Raw genomic sequence first — 21765 nt, 5'->3', positions numbered from 1 at the left:
TTCCCCTCAGCGCAGTCCGCTCAACACCAGGTACTGCTCCACCACGGGCGCGCCCCACATGAAGTACAGCCAGCCCGCGATCGCCAGGTAGGGGCCGAACGGGATCGGCGTGGCGCGGTCACGGCCCCGGGTGTACAGCCAGATCGAGCCGATGATGGCGCCCAGCACCGACGACAGCAGGATGATCGGCAGGATGCCCTTCAACCCGCACCAGGCGCCGAGCGCGGCCAACAGCTTGAAATCGCCGTGGCCCATGCCTTCCTTGCCGGTCAGCTGCTTGAACAGCCACCAGACCATCCACAGCGACAGATAGCCCACCGCCGCGCCGACCAAGGCAGGCTTGGCCGGCATGTACAGGTTGTCGATGTTGCCTATCAGGCCCAGCCACATCAGTGGCAGGGTCAACTGGTCGGGCAGCAGCTGGGTGCGCAGGTCGATGCCGGACAAGGCGATCAGGAAGCAGGTCAGCACGATGGCGCCGAAGCCCTGCCAGCCGAAGCCGAACTGCCAGACGCAGGCCAGTACCAGCACCGAGGTCAGGGCCTCGACCAGCGGGTACTGCAACGAGATCGGCGCCTTGCAGTGGCGGCACTTGCCGCCCTGGATGATCCAGCTGAACAGCGGGATGTTCTCGTACCAGCTCAGCTTGTGCTTGCAGTGCGGGCAGTGCGAGGGCTCGACCACGATCCCCGGTGGCGGGGGTTCGTAGAAGTCCGGTTCTTCCAGGACCTCGCGCGCATCGCGCTTCCACTGCCACTCCAGCCGCTTGGGCAGGCGCAGGATGACGACGTTGAGGAAACTGCCCAGCAGCAGCCCCAGGGCGGCCGCGGCGGGGTAGCCGAGGCCGGGATGCTGGTCTAGAAATGCCATTGCTTATCCTACCGCTCCTGCGAGCTTGAAGATCGGCAGGTACATGCCGATCACGATGCTGCCGACAATTCCGCCAATGATGACCATGATGAAAGGTTCAAGCAGACTGCTCAATGCGTCCACGGCGTTGTTGACTTCCTGCTCATAGTACTCGGCGACCTTGAACAGCATGGCGTCCAGAGCACCGGCCTCCTCGCCGATGCCGGTCATCTGGATGACCATATGAGGGAATAGGTTCAGCTGCTTCATGGCCATGTTCACGGGATAGCCGACCGACACGTCGTCACGCATCCGCAGTACGGACTCTTCGTAGACCTTGTTGCCGGTCGCGCCGGCGACAATGCCCAACGCCTCCACCAAGGGCACGCCGGCCTTGAAGGTAACTGCAGTGGTACGTGCAAAGCGGGCAATTGAGCTGTTGTGCATGATCTGGCCGATCACTGGCACCCTCAGGATCAATCGGTCCATCGTGTGTTGCAGCTTCGGAGAGCGCTTGTAGGCTGCGATGAAGCCAACTATCGCCCCCACAAAAGTGAACAGGATCAGCCACCACCAAGACACCAAGAAGCGAGAAACGCCAACAATCAGCTGGGTGAAAGCGGGCAATTCGGCTCCGAAGCCTTTGAAGACATCTTCGAATTGAGGGACCACCCAGACAAGTAGGATGCCACTGACCAGGATGGCGACTGCCATGACCATGATCGGATAGAACAGCGCCTTCTTGATCTTGCCCTTGAGTGTTTCGATGTTCTCCTTGTAGTTGGCCACAGTGTCAAGCACGGTCTCCAATACACCAGCGCCTTCGCCCGCACGGACCAGGTTGCGATACAGCTCGTCGAACTGCACTGGATGTCTGCTGATCGCCTCATATAGGGATGAGCCGCCCTCGATATCGGCGCGGATCGTTCCGATCATCCTCTTCATCCGAAGGTTCTTGTGCCCTTCGCCAATGATCTCGAGTGAAGAGACGATAGGCACACCTGACTTCATCATGGTTGCCATCTGGCGACTGAAGAAGGCAATGTCCTTCGGCGTAATCCTGCTGCCTGTGCTGCCGAAAATAGGCTTTGGCTTCGCCTTCACCGCTTTGGGCGTGATGCCCTGGCGTCTCAATTCTGCGCGCAACAGATTGGCGTTCTTTGCCATCTGCTCGCCTTTCATCTTCACACCCCGCTTGTCGGTCCCCTCCCATACAAACGGCTGCAGTTCCGTGGTGCTGCGCGCCACGGGTTCTTTCTTCATTGCACTGCCACTGACAGACATATCGGCTCCCCAAGACCCGCCATCCCCAGGCGGGTGTCTAGCTCAAGATGGTAGCCGGTTCAGGGGCGTCTGGGCAGCGGGAGAATGGCGGGCTGTGCGATTTCGTGCCGGTCGCTGACCAAAGGTGACGCACTGCGTCACATTGCCGCCTCCATCGCAGATTGGAGTAAGGGGGGTTCCCATCCGCGAAATTGCTGCCATCATTGGCGCGGGGAAATCCAGGGGGAGGCGTGCCGGGGTTGGCACGCAACCTGCGTTGAACCACCCGCAGGGGGCAGGGCCCGCTCAACCGGCCATGGGCCGGGTCGAACCTGTCCGCTGACATCAACCACCACCATCTTGGGGATGTACCAAATGAAGAACCAGAAGGGCTTCACCCTTATCGAACTGATGATCGTTGTTGCGATCATCGCCATTTTGGCTGCGATTGCGATCCCGGCCTATCAGGACTACGTCGTTCGTTCGCAGGCGGCTTCCGCACTGGCTGAGATTACTCCCGGCAAGGTCGGCTTCGAACAGGCGACCAACGAAGGCAAGACTCCGTCGACCACCGCAACCGATGCGGGCTTCATCGGCGTTGCTGCCAGCACCTCCTACTGCAATGTGGCCGTGACTGCCACGACCATTGCCTGCACCACTAAGAACGGCAACGCTACCAAGTTCAACAGCAAGAACATTACGTGGACCCGCGACGCCAACAGCGGCCTGTGGTCCTGCTCCACCAGCCTCGACGCGAAGTATCGTCCGGGCCAGTGTGGTGCCGCCGCCGCTCCGGCGCCGTAATCGGTTGCAGCGCTGACTGAGACAACAAGGGCCCCGCACTGCGGGGCTCTTGCTTTGTAGGGGTAGCCGTTAGGGGGGGATGGGGCCACTCGCTGCTGGGAATTGATGTCGTTGGCCGCGCAGATTCCGATCTCATCGACTCAAGGTGGCTTCCGAGTAGTGTCACAACAGGGGGGGGGGAGGGCAGTCGAATGATCGGTCCGGGGTTGAACTTCGACGTTGCCGCACAGTTCCAGAGCGCTATATCCGGGCTCCTTCCGGAGATAGGAGCATTCCTGCTATTGGCTGCGATCGTCAATCGCAACGATCTTGTGGGCGTCGTGCGCCGTTTACTGCCTGCCGGGTGCCATGTCAACGTCCTTTCTTTTCTGCTGGACGCGCTGCTGGTTGCGCCGCTTCTGGGGATGGGTATGGTGTTGATGCAACGTTCAGTCGCATGGGCATGGACCGGGGCACTGGACGCGATGTGGGCTGAATTTCCAAAGTGGCTGCTGCTCCTGGTGGTGCTCTTTGTTGGGGATGCAATCGGCTACTTCCGACACCGGCTCGAGCACTGCAAGTGGCTATGGCTGTTTCACGAGATGCACCACAGTGATCGCAGGATGACTTGGTTCTCTCTCTACCGTTTTCATCCCATCAATCGTTTGACAACGGTATTCATCGATATGGGAGCGCTTCTGCTCTTCGGGTTCCCGCTGTGGGTCATCTTTATGAACGCGCTCCTGCGTCATTACTATGGCTTGTTCATTCACGCGAACCTGCCATGGACCTATGGCGCCTTGGGTCGCTTATTCGTGTCGCCCGCGATGCATAGATGGCATCACGTGCGCAACGGGGAAGGGGTGGGTAGCAATTTCGCCACAGTGTTCTCGGTGTTTGACCAGTGGTTTGGTACTTGGTATGTGCCCTCTTCGTGCGGCGCACCTCTGGGTGTGACCGGTGGCGGTCACGATTCCTTCTTGCATCAGATCTTCAGTCCCTTCGCTCGCTTGTTTAGATTGAGGCGTCCCTCCGGTGTCGGGAGCGATGCTGTTCCTTAGGCAATCGGGGAGGTTGGGGCGAAGGCTCGTCATAGTGCGCTCTCTGGCTGCACCAGCAATGGACTATCCTCTCCAATGTGGGGCGTACCGGGAAGCATGATTCACGGGTGCACGGTACGAAATTCGATATCACCGGCGTTGACAGGCAAGAGACCAGTAGATGAACACCGTAACCACCGCCAACCTCGTCGGCATCACCGGCCTGGCCCGTCGCCTGGTCCAGGATGGTGCGCTGGACGAGGCTTCCGCCCGCGACGCCATGGCCAAGGCCGCTGCGGCCCGCCAGCCGCTGCCGACCTGGTTCGCGCAGAACAAGGTGGTCGGGGCGGCCCAGTTGGCGGCGGCCAACGCGGTCGAGTTCGGCATGCCGCTGTTCGACGTGTCCACGTTCGACGCCAGCCAGAACGCGATGAGCCTGGTCAGCGAGGAGCTGCTGCGCAAGCACAACGTGCTGCCGCTGTTCAAGCGCGGCGGCAAGCTGTTCGTGGGCACCAGCAACCCGACCCATTCGCTGGACGAGATCAAGTTCCACACCAACCTGGTGGTGGAGCCGATCCTGGTGGATGAAGACCAGATCCGCCGCACGCTCGAGCAGTGGCATGCCAGCCATGACACGCTGGGCGACGCGCTGAGCGGTGACGACGATGGCATTGGCAACCTGGATGTGTCCGGCGGTGACGAAGACATTTCCGGAGCCGGCGACTCCGGCATCGATGCCAAGGGTGATGACACCCCGGTGGTGAAGTTCGTCAACAAGGTGCTGGTGGACGCGATCCGCAAGGGCGCCTCGGACATCCACTTCGAGCCCTATGAAGACGACTATCGCGTGCGCCTGCGCATCGATGGCCTGCTGAAGATGGTGGCGCGCGCGCCGGTGAAGCTGAACCAGCGCATCGCCGCGCGCCTGAAGGTGATGGCGCAGCTGGACATCGCCGAGAAGCGCGTGCCGCAGGACGGACGCATCAAGCTCAACCTGTCCAAGACCAAGCAGATCGACTTCCGCGTGAGCACGCTGCCGACCCTGTTCGGCGAGAAGGTGGTGCTGCGTATCCTGGACGGCAGCGCGGCCAAGCTGGGCATCGACAAGCTGGGTTACGAGCCGGACCAGCAGAAGCTGTTCCTGGACGCCATCCACAAGCCGTACGGCATGGTGCTGGTGACCGGCCCGACCGGTTCGGGCAAGACGGTGTCGCTGTATACCGCGCTGGGCATCCTCAACGACGAGACGCGCAACATCTCCACCGCCGAAGACCCGGTGGAAATCCGTCTGCCCGGCGTCAACCAGGTGCAGCAGAACAACAAGCGCGGCATGACCTTCGCCGCGGCACTGCGCTCGTTCCTGCGACAGGATCCGGACATCATCATGGTCGGCGAAATCCGCGACCTGGAGACGGCCGAGATCGCGATCAAGGCGGCGCAGACCGGCCACATGGTGCTGTCCACGCTGCACACCAACGATGCACCGCAGACCATCGCGCGCCTGATGAACATGGGCATCGCGCCGTACAACATCACCAGCTCGGTGACCCTGGTGATCGCCCAGCGCCTGGCGCGCCGGTTGTGCAACAACTGCAAGCGCCCGGCCAACCTGCCAGAGCACGCGCTGCTGGCCGAAGGCTTTACCCAGGCGCAGCTGGATGCGGGTATCGAGCTGTACGAGGCGGTCGGCTGTGACGAGTGCACCGAGGGGTACAAGGGCCGCACCGGTATCTACCAGGTGATGCCGATGACCGACGAGGTCGCCACGATCGTGCTGGCCGGTGGCAATGCGTTGCAGATTGCCGAGGCCGCACAGCAGATCGGGGTGAACGATCTGCGCCAGTCGGCGTTGAAGAAGGCGGCTGCGGGTGTCACCAGCCTGGCCGAGATCAACCGCGTTACCAAGGATTGAGGTAGAGCCGAGCCTATGCTCGGCTGATGGTTCGAAGAGCAGCCGAGCGTGGGCTCGGCTCTACAGTAGATCTGCGTCGTGCGTGGATGGGGTGGCCCGCGTCGGGCCCTCCTTACTCCATCCCCAGCTTCTTCAGCTTGTAGCGCAGCGCGCGGAAGGTGATGCCCAGCTGCGCGGCGGTGCGGGTCTTGTTCCAGCGGTTCTCTTCGAGCGCGCGCTGGATGGCGCTGCGCTCGAGCTGTTCGATGTACGAGGGCAGGGCGGCGCTGCCGGGCTGCAGGTCCACCACGGCTTCGGCGTGTGCTGCGCTGCCGGGCGTGCGCGGGGCGTGCTGCGGCAGGCGCAGGTCGTCGGCGCCGATGCAATCTTCCTCGGCCAGTGCCAGCGCGCGTTCCAGGATGTTCTCCAGTTCGCGCACGTTGCCGGGGAAGGCGTACTGGGCCAGTGCGTCCAGCGCCGACGGCGCCAGCAACGGCGTCGGGCGGCCATGGCTGCGGGCCAGCCGTGCCAGTACCGATGCGGCCAGTTCCGGCAGGTCCTGGCGACGCTCGCGCAGCGGCGGCACCCTCAGTTCGATCACGTTGATGCGGTAGTAGAGGTCGTGGCGGAAGCGCCCGTCCTCGACCAGCTCGGCCAGGTCCTTGTGGGTGGCCGAGAGGATGCGCACGTCCACCGGCTCCTCGGCAGCCGCGCCCACCGCGCGCACCGACTTCTCCTGGATCGCGCGCAGCAGCTTCACCTGCATCTGCAGCGGCAGCTCGGCCACTTCGTCGAGGAACAGGGTGCCGCCATGCGCGGCCTGGAACAGCCCGGGCTTGTCGGCGTGGGCGCCGCTGAAGCTGCCCTTGCGGTGGCCGAAGAATTCGCTTTCCATCAGCTCGCCGGGAATGGCGCCGCAGTTGACCGGCACGAACGGGCCGGCCGCGCGGGCGCCCTGGGCGTGGATGGTGCGTGCGACCAGCTCCTTGCCCACGCCGGATTCACCGAGGATGTAGACCGGCGCCTGGCTGCGCGCGACCTTGCCGATGGTGGTGCGCAGCACGTCCATGGCCGGCGAATCGCCAAGCAGGCGTGCGCCCTGTTCGGCGGCGGGGCCGGGCGCAGGGCGCTCGGTGTTGTTCAGTTCCAGCGCGTGCTTGACCAGGCCGCGCAGCACGGCGATATCCACCGGCTTGCTGACGAAGTCGAAGGCGCCGGCCTTCAGCGCTTCCACGGCCAGGTCCATGCTGCCGAAGGCGGTGATCATCGCCACTGGCGTGCGCGGGTAGTGCTGCGCGATCTCGCTGACCAGCTCGATGCCATTGCCGTCCGGCAGGCGCATGTCGGTGATGCACAGGTCGTACGGATTGCTGGCCAGCAGTTCGCGCGCTTCGGCAAGGTTGGCTGCCGTACTGATGCGCAGCCCCATGCGGCCGAGCGTCAGTACCAGCAGTTCGCGGATGTCGCGTTCGTCGTCGACGACGAGGGCGCTGCGGGTTTCGTTCATGGGCGTGAAAGATAAACGAGGGGGCTGGAAGCGACAAATGTTTGACGCACAGAATCGAGATCAGGTGGGCAACAGCGTATGCGGGCCGGGCAGCACCAGGCGGAAGCAGGAGCCTCCAGCGGGAACCGGGATGTAGTCCAGCCGCGCCTGGTTGGCCCGGCACAGCTCGCGGGCGATATACAGGCCCAGCCCGGTGCCATGCTCGGACGTGGTGAAGAACGGTCGGAACAACTGTGCGGCCACACTCTCGGGAATACCGGGGCCACGGTCCATCACGTCGATGACCGCACTGCGCTCGTGCTGCGCCACGCGCAGGCGCACCCGCGCCGGCTGCTGGCCGATGCGGCCATATTTGAGCGCGTTGTGCACCAGTACGGTCAGCACCTGGTAGAGGTGCTTGGTGTCGACCTGGGCCAGCACCGAGGTGTCGTTGATGATCGGCTCGATGCTGTCGGTCTCCAGCGTCTGGCCCTGCTTGTACTCCAGCACGAAGCGGCGCACGAAGGCGGCCAGGTCGACGTTCTCCGGCGTGGCGCGCTCGCGCCGGGCCAGGCCCAGCACGCTTTCGACGATGCCGTTGGTGCGCTGGCACTGCTGGCGGATGATCTGCAGCAGGCGGCGATCGCTTTCGTTGAAGCCGGTGCCTTCTTCCAGCAGCTGCACCGCGTAGTTGATCGCGGCCAGTGGGTTGCGGATCTCGTGGGCGAGGCTGGCCGAGAAGCGGCCCATCGCCGACAGGGTGAGCGATTCGGCGCGGCGCGAGACCACGCTGGAGTCGTCCAGGAACACCAGGGCCAGGTCGCTGCCGGCCAGCAGGCGGGCAAAGCGCGGCTGCACTTCGGGCTGGTCGGGGTTGAGCTGCAGCGGTAGTTCGTCCTGCGCCCAGCCATTGCGCCAGCGCTGCAGGCGACGGGCGAGTTCCGGGGCGGCGCTGGCCAGGTCCAGGCGGCCGCTTTCGCCGCTGCCGTCGTTGTCACCGAGCAGCATCGCGGCGGCCTCGTTGGCCAGGGTGACGCGGTTGTCGGCGTCGACCACCAGCACGCCGGTACGCATGCGGCGGATGATCAGCTCGTTGATCTGGAACAGGTTGGCCACTTCATCGCCGCGCTGGTTGGCCAGCTGCTGGTTGCGGCGCGCGCGGCTGCCGACCTGGTAACTGATGAAGGCCAGCGCCAGGTAGCTGGTGGCGAACATGGCCAGTTCGGCCAGGGTACGGGTGGGATCGCCGCCTTCCAGCAGCTTCCAGGTGTACTCCACGCCGGTGGCGAGGCTGGCGGCCAGGGCCAGGCCCAGCCCCAGGCTGAGCGGCAGCAGAGTGGCGGCGGCGGCGATGTTGAACAGCAGCGACATCGAGATGCCGGCGCTGGCACCGGGCAGGGCATGTGACAGCAGGGTGGCGGCGACGATGTCCACCAGCACGCCACTGACCACGATCGGGCGCAGCCAGCGTTCGTTGCGGCCGATCACCAGGGCCAGCAGGGACAGCACCAGGTAGATGGCGGCGACGGTGTCGGCCAGCCGCGGGTGGTGGGCTTCGCCGACCATGGCCGACAGCGGGCTGTAGAGCAGCGCGGCGATGACCGAGGCGATCAGCACCCGGTACAGCGCGAAGAAATACAGCTCACGCCGCGGAATCGATTCGATGCGGTCGATCAATGAAGCACTGGGTGACACGCCGGAACTCCCCTTCTGGCTGCCTGGGTCTGGACGCTGCGGCGGGCCTGCCTGGCGTCCCCTGAGGCCGGGCGGGCACGTCGCTTCGATGTGGCCTGCGGTGGAAGCAGCAGGGCAAGCCCGACTCTACACACCTTGGTCGGCCAGTATAGGGCCCCGGGCAGGGCGCCGCCGGAGCCGCCCGGATCGCGCATTTGGCCCGGGATGGATACCGGTGGCCAGTGGGCCGCCGGGCGCAACTGCCTGAATGACGGCGGAAATCTGGCCGGGTCTGGCGTTTTGTACAGACTTCTTTGCGCCCCGGCGCCGGCTCGGCCACAATAGTGGGCCCGCCGCGGTCCATGCCGGCGCCCCGCCGGGGCCCTGAGGAATTGCGTGCGGTCGTTCCTATTCCCACGGTGACGCATGAATTTCCACGAATACCAGTCAAAACAACTGCTTGCCGAGTACGGCATCCCGGTCCCGGCCGGCAAGGTCGCTGCGACCCCGGACGAAGCGGTTGCCGCTGCCAACTCCCTGGGCCAGGGCCCCTGGATGGTCAAGGCGCAGATCCACGCTGGCGGCCGCGGCAAGGCTGGCGGCGTCAAGTTCTGCAAGACCACCGACGACGTGAAGGCCGCTGCGGCCAAGATGCTCGGCACCAAGATGGCCACCTACCAGACCGCAGGCGTTGAACTGCCGGTCAACCTGGTGCTGGTGACCACCGCCGGCGAGATCGTCAAGGAACTGTACCTGTCGGTGCTGGTCGACCGTGGCACCAAGACCATCACCTACATCGCCTCTTCGGAAGGCGGCGTGGAAATCGAGCAGGTCGCTGCTGAAACCCCGGAGCTGATCCACTCGCTGAACGTCGACTTCGTCGAAGGCGTGCAGGGTTACCACGGCCGTGATTTCGGCTTCAAGCTGGGCCTGACCGCCAAGCAGGCCGGCCAGTTCGCCAGCATCATGGTGAACCTGTACCGCCTGTTCAACGAAAAGGACCTGGCCCTGGTTGAAATCAACCCGCTGGCCATCCTGGACGACGGCAACCTGTACGCGCTGGACGGCAAGTTCGACAGCGACGACAACGCCGCGTTCCGCCAGAAGGCCCTGGTCGCCATGCGCGACAAGACCCAGGAAGATCCGACCGAAGTGATCGCTTCGGAGCTGGACATCAACTACGTCACCATGGACGGCAACATCGGCTGCATGGTGAACGGCGCCGGCCTGGCCATGGCCACCATGGACGTCATCAAGCTCAACGGCGGCGAGCCGGCGAACTTCCTGGACGTGGGCGGCGGTGCCAACAAGCAGCGCGTCATCGAAGCGTTCAAGCTGATCCTGTCCTCGGACAAGGTCGAAGGCATCTTCGTCAACATCTTCGGCGGCATCGTCCGCTGCGACATGATTGCCGAAGGCATCATCGCCGCCGTGAAGGAAGTGGGCGTCAAGGTTCCGGTCGTGGTGCGCCTGGAAGGCACCAACGTGGAAGAAGGCAAGCAGCTGCTGCGCGACAGCGGCATGGCCATCATCCCGGCTGACAACATCAACGATGGCGCCAAGAAGATCGTTGAAGCTGTCAAGAACGCTGCCTGATTCGACACCAAGGAATTCCCATGTCTGTTTTGATTAACAAGAACACCAAGGTGATCGTGCAGGGCTTCACCGGCCAGCAGGGCACCTTCCACGCCACTCAGATGATCGAGTACGGCACCCAGGTTGTTGGCGGCGTGACCCCGGGCAAGGGTGGCACCACCCACATCGACCTGCCGGTCTTCAACACCGTTGCCGACGCCGTGCAGAGCACCGGCGCCAACGCTTCGGTCATCTACGTGCCGCCGCCGTACGCGGCCGACGCGATCCTGGAAGCCGCAGCTGCAGGCATCAAGGTCATCGTCTGCATCACCGAAGGCATCCCGGTGCTGGACATGCTGCGCGTCAAGAACGTGCTGACCCGTTCGCATCCGGACACCGTGCTGATCGGGCCGAACTGCCCGGGCGTCATCACCCCGGGTGAGTGCAAGATCGGCATCATGCCGGGCCACATCCACCAGCCGGGCAAGATCGGCATCGTGTCGCGTTCGGGCACCCTGACCTATGAAGCGGTCAAGCAGACCACCGAAGTCGGCCTGGGCCAGTCCACCTGCATCGGCATCGGTGGTGACCCGATCAACGGCCTGAACTTCGTCGACTGCCTGAAGCTGTTCAACGAAGACCCGCAGACCGAAGGCATCATCATGGTTGGCGAAATCGGCGGCGACGCCGAGGAAGCCGGCGCCGAGTACATCAAGAACCACGTGAAGAAGCCGGTCGTCGGTTTCATTGCCGGTGCGTCGGCTCCGGCCGGCAAGCGCATGGGCCACGCCGGTGCGATCGCCTCGGGCGGCAAGGGCACTGCCGAAGGCAAGTTCGCCGCCATGGAAGCTGCCGGTGTTGTCACCGTCCGCTCGCCGGGCGACCTGGGCGCTGCCATCGCCAAGCTGGTGAAGTAAGATCGACTGCCTCCGGCAGACGATGCTGTAGAGCCGGCCGCTGGCCGGCTGCTTGAACACAGAAAGGCCGCCTCCGGGCGGCCTTTCTGCGTCTGGCGTGGGGCCAGATCCCTTTTGCTGCGCAAAACGGATCTGACCCCGGCGTTACAATGGCGGCATTGCAACCACAGGCTGGAATCCCATGGCTTCGATCCGCATCGCGATGGCGCAGTTCGACTTCCCGGTCGGCGATGTCGCCGGCAACACCGAGCGCATCATCGAGATGATCGGCCAGGCGCGCGACGAGTACGGCGCCGAGCTGGTGATGTTCCCCGAGCTGGCGGTGAGCGGCTACCCGCCGGAAGACCTGCTGCTGCGCCCGGGCTTCCTGTATGAGTGCGAGCAGGCGATGGCCAGCATCGCTGCCGCCTGCCGCGGCATCACCGCCGTGGTCGGCTGGCCGCAGGCGGCTGGCGCGGTGGTCTACAACGCCGCCAGCGTGCTGCGTGACGGCCTGGTCGAGCAGACCTACCGCAAGCGTGAGCTGCCCAACTACGCCGTGTTCGACGAGCGCCGCTACTTCGATGTCGATCCGGATGGCGGCAGCTGTGTGTTCGAGGTCAATGGCATTCCGGTCGGCCTGCTGATCTGCGAGGACCTGTGGTTTGCCGAGCCGCTGGCCGACACCATGCGCGCCGGTGCGCAGCTGGTGGTGGTGCCGAATGCTTCGCCGTACGAGCGTGGCAAGCACGCCCAGCGCGACGCCGTGCTGGCTGCACGTACCCGCGAGAGCGGGGCAGCCATCGCTTACCTCAACGTGGTTGGCGGCCAGGACGCGCTGGTGTTCGACGGTGCCTCGGTGGTGGCCGACGGTGATGGCACGGTGCACCCGGCTGCTGCTGCCTTCGTCGACCAGTGGCTGGTGGTGGAGTACGACGGCGCCAGCCGCCGCTTCATGCCGCACGTGTGGATGGACGACGGCGACGAGAGCATGGACGCGCTAGCCTGGCGCGCGGTGACCCGTGGCATCCAGGACTACTGCCGCAAGAACGGCTTCAAGAAAGTGTGGCTGGGCCTGTCCGGCGGCATCGACTCGGCGATCGTGCTGGCCATGGCGGTGGACGCGATGGGCGCGGAGAACGTAACCGCCGTGCGCCTGCCGTCGCGCTACACCGCGGGCCTGTCCAACGACCTGGCGGCCGAGCAGTGCCAGGCGCTGGGCGTGAAGCTGGAGGCGGTGTCGATCGAGCCGGCGTTCAAGGGCCTGATGGAAGCGTTGGCGCCGATGTTCGAGGGCACCGCGCCGGACGTGACCGAAGAGAACCTGCAGTCGCGCAGCCGCGGGGTGATCCTGATGGCGCTGGCCAACAAGTTCGGCGGCTTGCTGCTGACCACCGGCAACAAGAGCGAGTACGCGGTCGGCTACGCCACCATCTACGGCGACATGTGCGGTGGCTATGCGCCGCTGAAGGACCTGTACAAGACCGAAGTGTTCGGCCTGTCCAAGTGGCGCAATACCGTGGGCGGCGCACCGGTGATCCCGCCGGCGGTGATCAGCCGCCCGCCGTCGGCCGAGCTGCGCGAGAACCAGCTGGACCAGGATTCGTTGCCGGCCTATGACGTGCTGGACGGCATCCTGTACCGCTACATCGATCAGGAACAGTCGCGCACGGAGATCGTGGCCGCCGGTTACGACGCGGCCGTGGTTGACCGCGTGCTGCGCCTGGTGCGCATCAGCGAGTGGAAGCGGCACCAGGCCGCGCCGGGGCCGAAGGTCTCGCGCCGGGCGTTCGGCCGCGAGCGTCGTTACCCGATCAGCAACGGCTACAAGGGCTGAGGCAGCGGTTGGCAGGTAGTGCCGGCCGCTGGCCGGCAACCCGTATCCCGCGCATCCACGCATGGCGCGGATCTACCGTGTTCGGTAGTGCCGGCCGCTGGCCGGCAACTTCCTGGATCGCGTATCCGGCATGGCGTGGATCTACCGGGCTTCGTCGAGCCGTTGTTCGAGGCCTGCGATCTCCGCAGCGTCGTTGAAGTGGTCGTCCTCCAGCCGCGCACGCACGAACGCCAGGCCATCGGCCGCCGCAGCGTCCAGCGTACCGCGGTGATCGACCGGGTAGCGCCGGAACGCGACCGGCTCGCCGCGCAGGGCCAGGCCTGCGGCGTACAGCAGGGTGGTCAGATAGGGCACATCGCGGTCCTCGCTGCCATGGGCCAGCATCAGCGGCTGGCTGAAGCCGCGGCGCGGTACACCCAGGTAGTCATGCAGCACCGTCCAGATGCCCGGCACGCGGGTCAGCGGTGCAGTGAACATGCTGCCGGTATCCATGCCGTCCAGCGTGGTGGCCAGATCACCCAGGCACTGCTCGCGTGCCAGAGCAATGCGGGCGCGCCCGGCCTCGCTCAGCACGCCGTCGACCTGCGGCGCAACCTGCAGCAGGCCGTCGAGCAGGTACGCGTGATATGCGTTGAGCGCGCCGGGATTGGCGGTGCGGTTGTCGGGCTTCATCACCAGCGCGGTCAGTTCGACTGCGGTGGGCGTTCCGGCGGTGAAACTGCCGCGGTACTGCAGTGAGGGCCCGCCATGGGACGCCGCCAGGTGGCCGGCGACCAGCGCGGCCGCGCCCCCCTGCGAATAGCCTACCGAGACCCAGCGCGGCGACAACGCTGCGGTGCCCAGGTACTGCCGGCTGGCCTTGACCATGTCGATGGCGTTGCGCGCCGCGGTACGCACGTGCAGGTAGGCATGATTGCCTGGGCTGCCCAGGCCCTGGTAGTCGGCGGCTGCGACGGCATAGCCCTGGGCCAGGAACACGTCCAGGAAGCGCCCGTCGCGTTCGGCATGGGTGGGGCCGGAGACCGACGGCGCACAGCGATCCGCGATGCCCTGGGTGCCATGTGCCCAGGACACCACCGGCCACCCGCCCGCAGGCGCTGCGCCGGCGGGCAGGTACAGCAGGCCAGTGCCTTCGGCCAACTGGCCGCGGTGGTCCGGGGTGCGATAGTGCAGCTTGTACGCCTGGGCGGCCCTGGACGGCACCCAGGGCGCGCGATAGGGGGCGGCAGACAGCAGATCGCCCGGTGCGTCCCGCGCGGCGGCCGCGGGCGCCAGGGTCAGCGCCAGCAGGGCGCTGGCGAGAAGGCAGGACAGGAAACGGAAACTACAGGGCCGTGTCGGCATGGGGCGCTCCGTGATGGCCGGTGTGGCCGCAGCGCCGCAGTGTGGACACCCCCGCCCAGGCGGGGTGCGACCGCCGTCGCAACTGCCGGGGATTCGTAGCATTCCGAGTGTCGTGGTCGATTGGTGCACGAACCATCCACGCATGGCGTGGATCTACCGACAAAGAAAAGGCCCCTTTCGGGGCCCTCTCTTACTTCTTCTCCAGTCGCGCGTTGCGCTGGCCGGTGCTGGCGGACTTCTCGCCGGCGAACGGGTTCAGCTTGCGGATCATCCACGGGTACTTCGGCCACTTGCCTTCCAGCCACGGGTGATCCGGCTGGTTCAGCTGCAGGACGCGACGGGCGTCGTCGGCCAGGGTCTTGTTGCCCAGGTGGGTGTAGGAATCGGCCAGCACGGCCACGGCGTCGTACTGGAAGGCGCTCTGCGGGTAGGTTTCCAGCAGGTAGTTGGCGCGGCCCACGGCCGAGACCCAGGCGCCGCGGCGCATGTAGTACAGGGCGTTGTCCAGCTCGTGCTGGGCGAACACGTCACGCAGCTCCAGCATGCGCTGGCGCGCATCGGCGGCGTAGCGGCTGTTCGGGTAACGATCAACCACGATGTTGAAGTCCGAGTACGCCTGGTGCGGCGTGGACAGGTCGCGGCGGCTGGCATCCAGCGACCATACGCGGCGCAGGAAAACCGTACTGCGGTTGGAATTGGCCAGGCCGCGCAGGTAGTACAGGTACGCAATGTTGCGGTGCGTCGGGTAGGTGCGGATGAAGCGGTCGATGCTGGACACCGCGTCATCGTGCTTGCCGGCCTTGTACTGGGCGTAGGCGGTTTCGATCATCGCCTGCTCGGTGTACGGGCCATACGGATACTGGGCCACCAGGCGGCGGAAGCTGGCTTCGGCGCCGCTCCAGTTGCCGCCCTGCATCAGCTTGTGGCTTTTCTCGTACAGCTGTTCGACCGGCACGCCTTCGTCGGGGCGATCACCCTTCTTGGCGCCGCGGTGGCAGCCGGTTGCGGCGATGACCAGCACCAGCAGCAGGGCGGTGAGGCGGACGGGCGCGGAGAGCATGGCGGAGCGTCGGATCATGGGGTCGAGGCGGGACGCGGCTGGAATACGAAGGGTCGATGATAGCCTAGTGTCCTGTCCAGCGACTGAAACCGGCCGCCGGGACCCCAAAATTTCAAAGAATGCCCCCTGCCATGTCTGAACAACCCTCTGAATCGGCCCGCCAGGCCATCGTCCCCGACACCGCTGCCGGCCGTCGTTTCGATGCCGTCGTGGCCGAACTGTTCCCCGAATACTCGCGTTCGCGCCTGACCGAGTGGATCAAGTCCGGTGACGTCCTGCTGGACGGCGCCCAGGTGCGCCCGCGCGATCCGCTGCGCGGCGGCGAGGTGGTGACCCTCCACGTGGTGCTGGAAACCCAGACCGACGCCCAGCCGGAGGACATCCCGCTGGACGTGCTGTTCGAGGACGAGCATGTGCTGGTGATCAACAAGCCGGTCGGCCTGGTGGTCCACCCCGGCGCCGGCAACCACAGCGGCACCCTGGTCAACGCGCTGCTGTTCCGCGACCCCTCGGTGGCGGTGCTGCCGCGCGCGGGCATCGTGCACCGCCTGGACAAGGACACCAGCGGCGTGATGGTGGTGGCCAAGACCCTGGAAGCGCAGACTGCATTGGTCGAGCAACTGGCGGCCCGTGACGTGCACCGCCAGTACCTGGCCATCGTGATGGGCGCGCTGGTGGCAGGCGGTACCGCCGATGCCCCGATCGACCGCCACCCGCGCGACCGGCTGAAGATGGCGGTGCGCGAAGACGGCAAGGAAGCGGTGACCCACTACCGCCTGCGCGAGCGCTTCCGTGCGCACACCGCGCTGGAGTGCCGCCTGGAAACCGGCCGTACCCACCAGATCCGCGTGCACATGGCACACGTGCGCCATCCGATCATCGGCGACCCGCTGTACGGCGGTGCGCTGAAGCTGCCCAAGGGTGCCAGCGACGAGCTGGTGGCCGCGCTGCGCGGCTTCAAGCGCCAAGCCTTGCACGCCGAGACCTTGGAGTTCATGCATCCGATCACCGGTGAGCCGGTGCGCAATACCGCGCCGGTGCCGGAGGACATGCTGCACCTGATGAAGGTGCTGCGCGAAGACAGCGAAGCCTTCGCCGCCCGCGAGCGGGATCGCTGGTGATGGCCGCCGCGCTGCCGTTGCTGCAGGCGGACTGGCCGGCGCCGGCAGGCGTCCATGCGCTGACCACGCGCCGGCATGGCGCGGGCATCTCGCCGGCGCCGTTCGCGCAGTTCAACCTCGGCAACCGGCACGCGGCCGATGGTGATACCCCGGCCAACGTGGAGCACAACCGCCAGCTGCTGCAGCAGGGGCTGGCACTGCCCTCGGCACCGCACTGGCTGCGCCAGGTGCACAGCAGCACCGTGCTGCGCTTCACCGCGCCACCGGTGCCCGGCACCAGCGAACCGGTGGCCGACGCCGCGGTGACTTCGGTGCCGGGCGTGGTGCTGGCGATCCTGACCGCCGACTGCCTGCCGGTGGTGTTTGCCGCGGCCGATGGCAGCGAGGTGGGTGCGGCCCATGCCGGCTGGCGTGGGCTGGCTGACGGCATGCTGGAGGCCACGGTGGCCGCCCTGCAGACGCCGCCGGCGCAGCTGCGGGCCTGGCTGGGCCCGGCCGCCGGGCCGTCCGACTATGAGATCGGCGAGGAGGTCTATCACGCCTTCGTCGGCCATGATCCGGCCGCCGAAGCGGCGTTCGTGGCGACCCGGCCGGGCCACTGGAAGGTGGACCTGTTCGCGCTGGCGCGGCAGCGGTTGCAGGCGGCGGGGATGGACCCGGCGCAGGTGTATGGCGGCACGGTGTCGACCATGGCCGATCCTGACCTGTATTCGCACCGGCGCGACCGTCGTACCGGGCGCATGGCGACCCTGGCCTGGATCGCGCCCTGACCACGCCGCTGTTCGCGCGCGTGCTGGGGCCGGCCTTCGCCACCCTGGCAGCGCCGGTGCAGGCGCTGCATGCCGCGCCGTTGCCCTGCCGCTACGTGGGGCAGGCGCGCATCGTGCGAGGGCGGCACTGGCTGGTGCCGCTGTTGGCCGCGTTGGCGCGGCTGCCGAAGGACGGCGACGCGCTGCCCACCGAAGTGGCGTTCAGTGCACGCGGGCAGGGTGAGCAGTGGGCGCGACGGTTCGGCCGCTGGCCGATGGTGTCGCGGCTGTGGGCGCACGAAGGGCTTCTGCGCGAGCAGCTGGGCGCGGTGCGCTTGGAGTTCGCGTTGCAGGCCCGCGAGGGTGGTATCGACTGGTCGGTGCGGCGGGTCTGGGCGTTCGGGCTGCTGCCGCTGCCGACGCGTTGGTTCGGCGGTGTGCGCTGCCGTGAAGCCTGGCGCGGCGAGCGTTACACTTTCCTGGTCGATGTGACGCTGCCCTGGGCCGGAGCCCTGATCCGCTATGAAGGCTGGCTCGAACCACAGTGACGGCGCCGCCGAGACTGGCAGCGCGGTGATCGTGTTCGACGGCGTGTGCGCCCTGTGCAACCGCTGGGTGCGCTTCCTGCTGCGTTTCGACCGCAAGGGGCGCTACCGTTTTGCGGCGATGCAGGGGCAGCAGGGCAGCGCGATGTTGCGCGCGCACGGGCTGGACCCGCAGGACCCGATGTCGTTCCTGCTGCTGGACGCGCAGGGCGCCTGGACCGATACCGATGCCATCCTGCGTGTACTGGCCGGGCTGGACGGCGCCTGGCGCCTGACCGGCGTGCTGCGGATGGTGCCGCGCGGCTGGCGTGATGCCGCGTATCGCGCGCTGGCGCGCAACCGCTACCGCTGGTTCGGGCGGCATGATGCCTGTCATCTGCCGGCACCGGAGCAGGCTGCGCGGTTCCTGGATTGAAGAAAAGGGGACGGAGGGGATTAAGTCGTTTGTGCACAAACGACTTAATCCCCTCCGTCCCCTTTTTCCTCAGCCTTCCAGTGCGTCCAGGTAGCTGCGCCGCCAGTGGTTGATGTCGTAGGTGCGCAGGTGCTCCATCATGGCGTGCCAGCGCTCCTTGCGCTTGCGCAGCGACATCGTCGCCGCGGTGGCGATGGCGTCGGCAACGCCATCCAGGTCGTGCGGGTTCACCAGCAGTGCCTGCTTGAGTTCATCGGCGGCGCCGGCCAGCAGCGACAGCACCAGCACGCCCGGGTCCTCCGGGTCCTGCGAGGCCACGTATTCCTTGGCCACCAGGTTCATGCCATCACGCAGCGGCGTGACCAGCCCCACCGCCGCTGCACGGTAGAAACCGGTGAGGGTGGCATGGGTGAAGTTCTGGTTGACGTAGCGCAGCGGCGTCCAGTCCGGCTCGGCGTGGCCACCGTTGATGTGGCCGGCGATCTGCTCCAGCTGGCTGCGCAGCTGCCGGTACTCGGTGACATCACCGCGCGAGACGGGGGCGATCTGCAGGTAGGTCAGCGACCCGCGCTGGTCGGGATGGCGCTCAAGGTACCGTTCGAAGCCGAGGAAGCGCTCGGGCAGGCCCTTGGAATAATCCAGGCGATCAACGCCGATCGCCAGTTGGCGATCACGCAGGCTGGCGCGCAGGTTCTTTACGGCGGCCTTGGTGGCGGCGGTACCGGCCTGGCGCGCGATCAGCTCGGTGTCGATGCCGATCGGGAACGCCGCCGCGCGGAAACGACGCCCGCCCGGTGCCTCCAGCTCGCCGTTGGCGAGTACCCGACCGCCGCCGAACAGGCGCAGGTAGGTCTGGAAGCGATCGGCATCGCGCTGGGTCTGGAAGCCCACCAGGTCATACGCGTAGAGCGCGGAGAACAGCCGCAGGTGGTCGGGCATCGCCTGCAGCAGGTCGGCCGAGGGCATCGGGATGTGCAGGAAGAAGCCGATGCGGCAGCCGATGCCACGCTCGCGCAGCAGTGCGCCAAGCGGGATCAGGTGATAGTCGTGGATCCAGACGATGTCATCCTCGCGCAGCAAGGGCGCGAGCTTGTCGGCGAACAGTGCGTTGACCTTGTGGTAGGTCTCGCGGGTGGCACGGTCGTAGTCGACCAGATCCAGGCGGAAGTGCAGCAGCGGCCACAGCGTGCGGTTGGCAAAGCCGTTGTAGTAGCCGTCCACCTCGCGCTTGCTCAGGTCCATGGTGACGTAGTCGATGTCACCGTCTTTCTGCCGGTGCAGCGTGCCGCTGCCGTCCTTTACCGTCTTGCCGCTCCAGCCGAACCACAGGCCGCCGCGTTCCTTCAGGGCGGCCAGCAGGCCGACAGCCAGGCCGCCGGCGCGGTTCTCGCCGGGTACGGCCACACGATTTGAAACCACCACCAGACGACTCACGATGCCTCCTGCCAGGACCGCGACAGGCGCATCGCGGCAGTGATCAGGCCGACGTGCGAATAGGTCTGCGGGAAATTGCCCCAGGCCTCGCCGCTGTCGAAGGCCAGATCCTCCGACAGCAGGCCCAGGTGGTTGCGCTGCTTCAGCAGCAGCTCGAACATCTCGCGTGCCTCGTCCATGCGCCCGATCGCTGCCAGCGCATCGATGTACCAGAACGTGCAGATGGTGAAGCTGGTCTCCGGCTCGCCGAAGTCATCCGGCGCGACATAGCGGTACAGCGAATTGCCATGCTTGAGGTCGCGGCCGATCGCATCGACGGTGGCGATGAAGCGGGCGTCCATCGCATCGATGAAGCCGATGTCGGCCAGCAGCAGGAGCGAGGCGTCCAGGCGATGGCCGCCGAAGGTATCGGTGAAGTGGCCCAGTTCCTCATTCCAGGACTCGGCCATGATGCGCGCATGGATGGTGTCGGCGCGCTCGCGCCAGTAGTGTGCACGGTCATCGCGCTTCAGGCGCACGGCGATCTTGCACAGGCGGTCGCAGGCGGCCCAGCACATCGCGCTGGTGTAGGTGTGTACCTCGGTGCGGCCACGGAACTCCCACAGGCCCGCATCGGGTACGTCGTGCAGGGCGAACGCCTGTTCGCCCAAGGGTTCCAGGCGGGCGAAAGTGTGCGCGTCGCCGGGATCCTGCAGGCGGCGGTCGAAGAACAGCTGCGTGGAGGCCAGCACCACGCTGCCGTAGACATCGTGCTGGCGCTGCACCCAGGCCAGGTTGCCACGGCGCACCGGGCCCATGCCGCGGTAGCCGGACAGGCTGGGCACTTCGTCTTCGTCCAGCTTGGCTTCAAAGCCGATGCCATACAGCGGCTGCAGCGTGCCGTCGGTGGTGGCCAGGTTGAAGATGTAGCCGAGGAACTGTTCCATCGTGCGCGTTGCGCCGAGACGGTTCAGTGCCCGCACCACGAAAGCCGCGTCGCGCAGCCAGCAATAGCGGTAGTCCCAGTTGCGCACGCTGCCGGGTGCTTCTGGAATGGAGGTGGTCATCGCCGCGATGATCGCGCCGCTGTCCTCGTACTGGCACAGCTTCAACGTGATCGCACTGCGGATGACCGCGTCCTGCCACTCCAGTGGAATGGACAGGTAGCGCACCCATTCGCGCCAGTAGTCGCGGGTGCGCTGGAAGGCTTCCTGCACGTAGCCGCTGATCGACCGGTTGAGCGACTCATCCACGCCCAGGATCAGGTGGATGGGATGGTTGAGCACGAACGGCAGGCCATCGCGCACGAAGCGCACCGGCACATCGGTGGTCAGCCGCAGCACGTGCTCCGGCAGGATCCAGCGCACATGGTTGCTGCCCCAGGTCGACTCTGGCACGCGTGCGCCCCAGTCGGCCAGCGGGCGCGCACGCACGGTGATGCGCGGGCTGCCAGCCAGCGGACGCACCTGGCGGATCAGGCTGACCGGCCGGTAGAAGCGGTCGTTCTGCCGCCAGCGGGGGGCGAAATCCAGGATTTCCAGTTCGCCGCCGTGCGCGTCGCGGAGCACCGTGCGCAGGATCGCCGTGTTGGTGAGGTATTCCTGCTCGCTGCTGGCGAAGTCTTCCAGCTCGATGGCGAAGTCGCCACCGGTCTGCTGGTTGGGGCCGAGCAGCGCACAGAAGGTAGGGTCGCCGTCGAAGGTGGGCAGGCAGCTCCAGACAACGCGGGCACGTTTGTCGACCAGGGCGCCGAAGCTGCCGTTGCCGACCACGCCCAGATCAAGATCGGGTTGGGTCATCACGCGGTACATCTCGGTTGCGGCC

18 protein-coding genes are annotated in these 21765 nt (G+C 66.1%); 10 read left to right on the top strand and 8 right to left on the bottom strand.

What is annotated here, in order from left to right:
• Nucleotides 1-6 precede the first annotated feature (6 nt).
• Together VG566_RS11365 and VG566_RS11360 are read right to left on the bottom strand one after the other, a co-directional pair.
• Nucleotides 7-870 carry a prepilin peptidase gene (locus VG566_RS11365; RefSeq protein WP_005418626.1) on the bottom strand — a complete coding sequence of 288 codons (864 nt, stop codon included), beginning with the start codon at nt 868-870 and terminating at the stop codon, nt 7-9.
• Between the two features lie 3 nt (nt 871-873).
• A complete protein-coding gene (locus tag VG566_RS11360; RefSeq protein ID WP_049416954.1) occupies nt 874-2133 on the bottom strand; it encodes a type II secretion system F family protein in 1260 nt (419 codons plus the stop codon).
• A 354-nt stretch (nt 2134-2487) separates the two neighbouring features.
• Between VG566_RS11360 and VG566_RS11355 the strand changes: the two genes are divergently transcribed.
• The 3 genes from VG566_RS11355 to pilB all read left to right on the top strand — a co-directional run bounded on the left by VG566_RS11355 (nt 2488) and on the right by pilB (nt 5847).
• Nucleotides 2488-2916 (top strand): pilin, encoded by a 429-nt coding sequence (locus VG566_RS11355; RefSeq protein ID WP_049416952.1) that lies wholly within the window; start codon nt 2488-2490, stop codon nt 2914-2916.
• Nucleotides 2917-3122: 206 nt separating this feature from the next.
• Entirely contained in the window at nt 3123-3956 is an 834-nt protein-coding gene (locus VG566_RS11350; protein WP_168708240.1) for a sterol desaturase family protein, read from the top strand.
• 160 nt (nt 3957-4116) lie between these two features.
• Nucleotides 4117-5847 carry a type IV-A pilus assembly ATPase PilB gene (pilB, locus tag VG566_RS11345; RefSeq protein ID WP_423172634.1) on the top strand — a complete coding sequence of 577 codons (1731 nt, stop codon included), beginning with the start codon at nt 4117-4119 and terminating at the stop codon, nt 5845-5847.
• Between the two features lie 112 nt (nt 5848-5959).
• On the opposite strand, the gene VG566_RS11340 is transcribed toward pilB, so the two are convergent.
• The gene (locus VG566_RS11340) at nt 5960-7333 is read right to left on the bottom strand and encodes a sigma-54-dependent transcriptional regulator (protein ID WP_126411296.1); all 1374 of its coding nucleotides are present in this window, start codon (nt 7331-7333) and stop codon (nt 5960-5962) included.
• A gap of 60 nt (nt 7334-7393) precedes the next feature.
• Nucleotides 7394-9007 carry a sensor histidine kinase gene (locus tag VG566_RS11335; RefSeq protein WP_049440369.1) on the bottom strand — a complete coding sequence of 538 codons (1614 nt, stop codon included), beginning with the start codon at nt 9005-9007 and terminating at the stop codon, nt 7394-7396.
• Between the two features lie 405 nt (nt 9008-9412).
• On the opposite strand from VG566_RS11335, the gene sucC reads away from it, so the two are divergent.
• The 3 genes from sucC (at nt 9413) to VG566_RS11320 (ending at nt 13294) form a co-directional block, all read left to right on the top strand.
• On the top strand, nt 9413-10582 hold the full coding sequence (gene sucC, locus VG566_RS11330; RefSeq protein WP_004154430.1) for an ADP-forming succinate--CoA ligase subunit beta: 1170 nt from the start codon (nt 9413-9415) through the stop codon (nt 10580-10582).
• 20 nt (nt 10583-10602) lie between these two features.
• On the top strand, nt 10603-11478 hold the full coding sequence (gene sucD / locus VG566_RS11325; protein ID WP_005410793.1) for a succinate--CoA ligase subunit alpha: 876 nt from the start codon (nt 10603-10605) through the stop codon (nt 11476-11478).
• A 181-nt stretch (nt 11479-11659) separates the two neighbouring features.
• Nucleotides 11660-13294, top strand: coding sequence for an NAD+ synthase (locus VG566_RS11320; protein ID WP_126411295.1), 1635 nt, complete (start codon nt 11660-11662; stop codon nt 13292-13294).
• A gap of 141 nt (nt 13295-13435) precedes the next feature.
• Here the strand turns inward: VG566_RS11320 and VG566_RS11315 are convergent, their stop codons facing one another.
• Both VG566_RS11315 and VG566_RS11310 read right to left on the bottom strand, forming a co-directional pair.
• The gene (locus tag VG566_RS11315; RefSeq protein WP_241884272.1) at nt 13436-14638 is read right to left on the bottom strand and encodes a lipase family protein; all 1203 of its coding nucleotides are present in this window, start codon (nt 14636-14638) and stop codon (nt 13436-13438) included.
• A 190-nt stretch (nt 14639-14828) separates the two neighbouring features.
• Complete coding sequence (locus VG566_RS11310) at nt 14829-15716, bottom strand: outer membrane protein assembly factor BamD (RefSeq protein WP_032960726.1); 888 nt, start codon at nt 15714-15716, stop codon at nt 14829-14831.
• 113 nt (nt 15717-15829) lie between these two features.
• Between VG566_RS11310 and rluD the strand changes: the two genes are divergently transcribed.
• From rluD to VG566_RS11290, 4 genes are read left to right on the top strand one after another with little or no spacing between them, the layout of a single operon-like run.
• Nucleotides 15830-16819 carry a 23S rRNA pseudouridine(1911/1915/1917) synthase RluD gene (gene rluD, locus VG566_RS11305; protein WP_014038257.1) on the top strand — a complete coding sequence of 330 codons (990 nt, stop codon included), beginning with the start codon at nt 15830-15832 and terminating at the stop codon, nt 16817-16819.
• Nucleotides 16819-17589, top strand: coding sequence for a peptidoglycan editing factor PgeF (gene pgeF / locus VG566_RS11300; RefSeq protein ID WP_049405676.1), 771 nt, complete (start codon nt 16819-16821; stop codon nt 17587-17589). The genes rluD and pgeF overlap by 1 nt, the downstream gene beginning before the upstream one ends.
• A gap of 20 nt (nt 17590-17609) precedes the next feature.
• Nucleotides 17610-18116: a DUF4166 domain-containing protein gene (locus VG566_RS11295; RefSeq protein WP_053495126.1), complete on the top strand. Its 507-nt coding sequence runs from the start codon at nt 17610-17612 to the stop codon at nt 18114-18116.
• Nucleotides 18091-18528, top strand: a complete 438-nt coding sequence (locus VG566_RS11290; RefSeq protein WP_069116411.1) for a thiol-disulfide oxidoreductase DCC family protein — start codon at nt 18091-18093, stop codon at nt 18526-18528. Before VG566_RS11295 ends, VG566_RS11290 begins: the two co-directional genes overlap by 26 nt.
• Before the next feature lie 69 nt (nt 18529-18597).
• On the opposite strand, the gene otsA is transcribed toward VG566_RS11290, so the two are convergent.
• Together otsA and VG566_RS11280 are read right to left on the bottom strand one after the other, a co-directional pair.
• The gene (otsA, locus tag VG566_RS11285) at nt 18598-19962 is read right to left on the bottom strand and encodes an alpha,alpha-trehalose-phosphate synthase (UDP-forming) (RefSeq protein ID WP_014648191.1); all 1365 of its coding nucleotides are present in this window, start codon (nt 19960-19962) and stop codon (nt 18598-18600) included.
• Nucleotides 19959-21740 carry a glycoside hydrolase family 15 protein gene (locus VG566_RS11280; protein ID WP_032960733.1) on the bottom strand — a complete coding sequence of 594 codons (1782 nt, stop codon included), beginning with the start codon at nt 21738-21740 and terminating at the stop codon, nt 19959-19961. Before VG566_RS11280 ends, otsA begins: the two co-directional genes overlap by 4 nt.
• Nucleotides 21741-21765: the final 25 nt, after the last annotated feature.

Origin of the sequence: Stenotrophomonas sp. CASM114 (genome assembly GCF_049384325.1) — a bacterium.
Lineage (GTDB): Bacteria > Pseudomonadota > Gammaproteobacteria > Xanthomonadales > Xanthomonadaceae > Stenotrophomonas > Stenotrophomonas muris.
The sequence above is the reverse complement of the archived record's forward strand: the minus strand, read 5'-3'. Positions and strand labels throughout refer to the sequence as shown.

Bases quoted from the DNA above. Each gene is read 5' to 3' on its own strand.
- VG566_RS11355 (WP_049416952.1), top strand. From the start codon at position 2,488: ATGAAGAACCAGAAGGGCTTCACCCTTATCGAACTGATGATCGTTGTT.
- sucC (WP_004154430.1), top strand. From the start codon at position 9,413: ATGAATTTCCACGAATACCAGTCAAAACAACTGCTTGCCGAGTACGGC.
- VG566_RS11290 (WP_069116411.1), top strand. From the start codon at position 18,091: ATGAAGGCTGGCTCGAACCACAGTGACGGCGCCGCCGAGACTGGCAGC.
- VG566_RS11320 (WP_126411295.1), top strand. From the start codon at position 11,660: ATGGCTTCGATCCGCATCGCGATGGCGCAGTTCGACTTCCCGGTCGGC.
- VG566_RS11315 (WP_241884272.1), bottom strand. From the start codon at position 14,638: ATGCCGACACGGCCCTGTAGTTTCCGTTTCCTGTCCTGCCTTCTCGCC.
- pgeF (WP_049405676.1), top strand. From the start codon at position 16,819: ATGGCCGCCGCGCTGCCGTTGCTGCAGGCGGACTGGCCGGCGCCGGCA.
- sucD (WP_005410793.1), top strand. From the start codon at position 10,603: ATGTCTGTTTTGATTAACAAGAACACCAAGGTGATCGTGCAGGGCTTC.
- pilB (WP_423172634.1), top strand. From the start codon at position 4,117: ATGAACACCGTAACCACCGCCAACCTCGTCGGCATCACCGGCCTGGCC.
- rluD (WP_014038257.1), top strand. From the start codon at position 15,830: ATGTCTGAACAACCCTCTGAATCGGCCCGCCAGGCCATCGTCCCCGAC.
- VG566_RS11340 (WP_126411296.1), bottom strand. From the start codon at position 7,333: ATGAACGAAACCCGCAGCGCCCTCGTCGTCGACGACGAACGCGACATC.
- VG566_RS11310 (WP_032960726.1), bottom strand. From the start codon at position 15,716: ATGATCCGACGCTCCGCCATGCTCTCCGCGCCCGTCCGCCTCACCGCC.
- VG566_RS11365 (WP_005418626.1), bottom strand. From the start codon at position 870: ATGGCATTTCTAGACCAGCATCCCGGCCTCGGCTACCCCGCCGCGGCC.
- VG566_RS11360 (WP_049416954.1), bottom strand. From the start codon at position 2,133: ATGTCTGTCAGTGGCAGTGCAATGAAGAAAGAACCCGTGGCGCGCAGC.
- VG566_RS11280 (WP_032960733.1), bottom strand. From the start codon at position 21,740: ATGACCCAACCCGATCTTGATCTGGGCGTGGTCGGCAACGGCAGCTTC.